The 3,477-nt window shown below is 36.2% G+C and carries 4 protein-coding genes; all 4 read left to right on the top strand.

Going from position 1 to position 3,477, the window contains the following annotated elements:
• Positions 1-249, top strand: a 249-nt coding sequence (locus ACR2MV_RS08030) for a tRNA-guanine transglycosylase (RefSeq protein ID WP_434021391.1), incomplete at its 5' end; no start/stop codon positions are given.
• A 44-nt stretch (positions 250-293) separates the two neighbouring features.
• On the top strand, positions 294-1,385 hold the full coding sequence (locus tag ACR2MV_RS08025) for an LptF/LptG family permease (RefSeq protein WP_434021390.1): 1,092 nt from the start codon (positions 294-296) through the stop codon (positions 1,383-1,385).
• Entirely contained in the window at positions 1,366-2,274 is a 909-nt protein-coding gene (locus tag ACR2MV_RS08020; RefSeq protein WP_434021389.1) for a DMT family transporter, read from the top strand. Before ACR2MV_RS08025 ends, ACR2MV_RS08020 begins: the two co-directional genes overlap by 20 nt.
• Positions 2,275-2,332: 58 nt before the next feature.
• Positions 2,333-3,286, top strand: coding sequence for an acetyl-CoA carboxylase carboxyltransferase subunit alpha (locus ACR2MV_RS08015; protein WP_434021388.1), 954 nt, complete (start codon positions 2,333-2,335; stop codon positions 3,284-3,286).
• Positions 3,287-3,477 lie beyond the last annotated feature (191 nt).

Genomic DNA, 3,477 nt, shown 5'->3' with positions numbered 1-3,477 from the left:
AATAAAAAGTGGGAAGATGACTTTTCTCCTTTGGATGAAATGGGTATTACGACGGTAGATACATTATATTCTAAGGCCTATGTGAGACATTTGTTTGCTGCCAATGAGTATCTTGGAAAGCAAATCGCATCCATACATAATTTAGGCTTCTATCTTTGGTTGACTCGTGAAGCGAGAAAGCATATCTTAGCGGGAGATTTTCTCCAGTGGAAGAATATGATGGTTCGCCAAATGGATAAAAGATTATAGAAACGACAGTTCTAACAAGGTCATTTAATTAATATGATTTCAATTTGAAGATTCTCGATAAGTACTTACTAAAGAAGTATTTTACTTCTTTTATTTTCACCTTGCTTATTTTGATACCTATTGCGATGGCAATAGATGTATCAGAAAAGGTGGGTAAATTTTTGAAGGCGGAGGATCTTACTGTCAGTGAAATTATAAACGATTATTATATTCATTTCGTCATTAATTACGGAAATACGTTTATGCCATTGGCGTTGTTTATTTCTGTGATTATGTTTACCTCAAAGCTTTCGGGAAATTCAGAGATCATTGCGATTCACAGTTCAGGGATATCTTTTCGACGCTTCTTGCGCCCGTATTTAATAGGAGCCACTCTTATTACCATTATATCATTGTATTCGAATCATTTTATTGTGCCGAATTCCAATAAAGCTTTAGAGAAATTCGAAGAAACCTACCTGAGATCAATTTATAAGAAAAAAACTAAAAGTTCGGTAAGCAAGGTGAGCTTGCAGTTAAGTGAAAGTGATTATATCTATCTGGGATATTTTAATTTTAAATCCAAGAACGGTTATAATTTTTCCTATGAACATTTTGAAGGGAATAAATTAGTGTATAAGATCATTTCTCAAAATATTCGCTGGAACGAGAAAGACAGTACCTATCGCTTAAGTACCTATAGAAAAAGATTTGTCGGGGCCTATAAGGATAGCCTCGATTCAGGAAGTTTTATGGATACCACGTTTAATTTTGAGCCGAAAGACTTACTATATGTTGATTATTTGGCCAGGGAGATGCCGTCTATCACCCTGAGCAATCATATTAAAAAATCTGAGAACCGAGGGGTAGAGAATCTAAACAATTATAAGGTAGAGTTGTATAAGAGGACCAGTTTACCCATTTCTTCCTTCGTATTGACGTTAATTGCGGTGACGCTTGCTTCCAAGAAGCGAAGAGGTGGAATCGGTGTGAATCTGGCAGCCGGAATCAGTTTGATGTTTTTATATGTATTCTTTATGAAGGTATCTGAAGTTTTGGGCTCCACAGCAGAATCGATACCTTTGTTGATGGTATGGATCCCGAATATTATATTTGGTTTTATCGCAACCTATCTGTATGTCAAAGCCAAGCAATAAACTAAAGAATCAACTTCACCTTCATTTCATTGTTTTTATTTGGGGATTTACAGCCATTTTAGGAGCGCTTATTTCTATTGAAGCAACACCCTTGGTTTGGTACCGGGTTCTTTTGGCATCTCTCGCTCTTTTTATATTCTTAAAAATAAGAAGGATTTCTTTTAATGAAAATGGAAGCGATCTCATAAAATTATTTTTTGGAGGCGTTTTGGTTGCCTTGCATTGGGTAACCTTCTTTCATGCCATTAAAATATCGACAATTTCAACCACCCTCATCACGCTTTCATCGAGCGCCTTCTTTGTAGTTATTATAAAACCATTCTTTGAGAAAAAACGACTGGAAGTGTATGAATTATTGCTGGCGTTTTTGGCCATGTTGGGCTTTGTCGTAATTTTCTACAGTGAAACCCTTTATACCAAGGGAATATTGATTGCCCTGTTGTCCGCATTTTTGGTGGCATTGTTTTCGGTATATAATAGCAGGTTGATCAAATCATATCGAGGAAGTAAAATAGCATTTTATGAATTGTTCTTTGCCGGTTTATTTTTAACTGTTGTGCTTTTTGCACAAAATAAATTGAACCTTGCTTATTTTAAATTAAGTCAATCAGATTGGTTTTATTTATTGATATTAGCTATTGTTTGTACGGCCTATCCATTTGTAGTAGCGACGAATCTTTTGAAAAAGATGAGTCCTTTTACCATTGTGCTTACCAACAACTTAGAACCAGTTTATGGAATTGTTTTAGCCTTGATTATTTTTGGTGAAAAAGAACAGATGAGTATGCAGTTCTATATAGGGTCTCTCATTATTTTTAGTAGTGTCCTTTTGAATGGAATTTTGAAAAGCCGAAAATTTAAAGGAAGAATGACAACTAAAGAAAAATAGTTGTTCAAAGTTTATATATTTGTACCCTTAAAGATCAAATAAAATCAACGAAACGAAAATGGAATATCTGGATTTTGAATTACCTATAAAAGAGTTAGAAGACCAGCTGGACAAATGCAAGCTTATTGGAGAAGAAAGCGATGTTGATGTGACAGAGACCTGTCAGCAGATTGAGTCAAAACTCGAAACTACACGTAAAGAAATATTTAAGAACTTGACAGCCTGGCAAAGGGTTCAATTGTCGAGACACCCTTCTAGACCTTATACCTTAGATTTCATAAAGGCCTTAACAAAAGGAACTTTTATGGAACTGCACGGTGATCGTACCGTAAAAGATGACAAAGCCATGGTTGGTGGTTTAGGAAAAATTGGAGATCAGTCTTTTATGTTCATTGGTCAGCAAAAAGGCTATAATACCAAAACAAGACAGTACCGAAATTTTGGAATGTCGAACCCAGAGGGATATAGAAAAGCGTTAAGGCTTATGAAGATGGCCGAAAAGTTTCAAATTCCTGTCATTACTTTGATAGATACCCCAGGTGCCTATCCCGGTTTGGAAGCTGAAGAAAGAGGACAGGGTGAGGCCATTGCAAGAAATATCCTCGAAATGACCAGATTAAGAACTCCGATTATTTCTATAGTAATTGGTGAAGGAGCTTCAGGCGGTGCCATCGGAATTGGTGTTGGTGACAAGGTGATGATGTTGGAGAATACCTGGTATACGGTTATATCTCCTGAGTCTTGTTCTTCCATTCTATGGAGAAGCTGGGAATACAAAGAAGAAGCGGCAGAGGCGCTTAAATTAACCGCAAAAGACATGAGTCGACAAAAATTGATTGACGGGATCATCAAAGAACCACTTGGTGGTGCACATACAGACAGAGAGAAAACTTATAAGTCAGTTGAAGCTGCCATTAAGAAAGCCTTTAAGGAACTTAGTGGATTATCTACTGATAAGTTGATAGAACAGCGTATGGATAAATATGCGAATATGGGTGTTTTTAAATCATAGCACTTGTTTTATGAAAGTACAAAAGGCCCTGACTTGATGAAGTCAGGGCCTTTTTTTTGATCCTTGTTTTGATTGCAGGAATTGAATTTTATGTATTTTTATAAGAAGTTTGTCCTATGAAAATCCTTTCAGCATATCAGATGTACGAAGCTGACCAAGCAACGATTCAGCAAGAACCCATTTCGTCAACA

Source organism: Lutimonas sp. (genome assembly GCF_051011215.1).
Taxonomy (GTDB): Bacteria; Bacteroidota; Bacteroidia; order Flavobacteriales; family Flavobacteriaceae; genus Lutimonas.
Note: the sequence above shows the minus strand (reverse complement) of the source record. Positions and strands in the feature narration are given on the sequence as shown.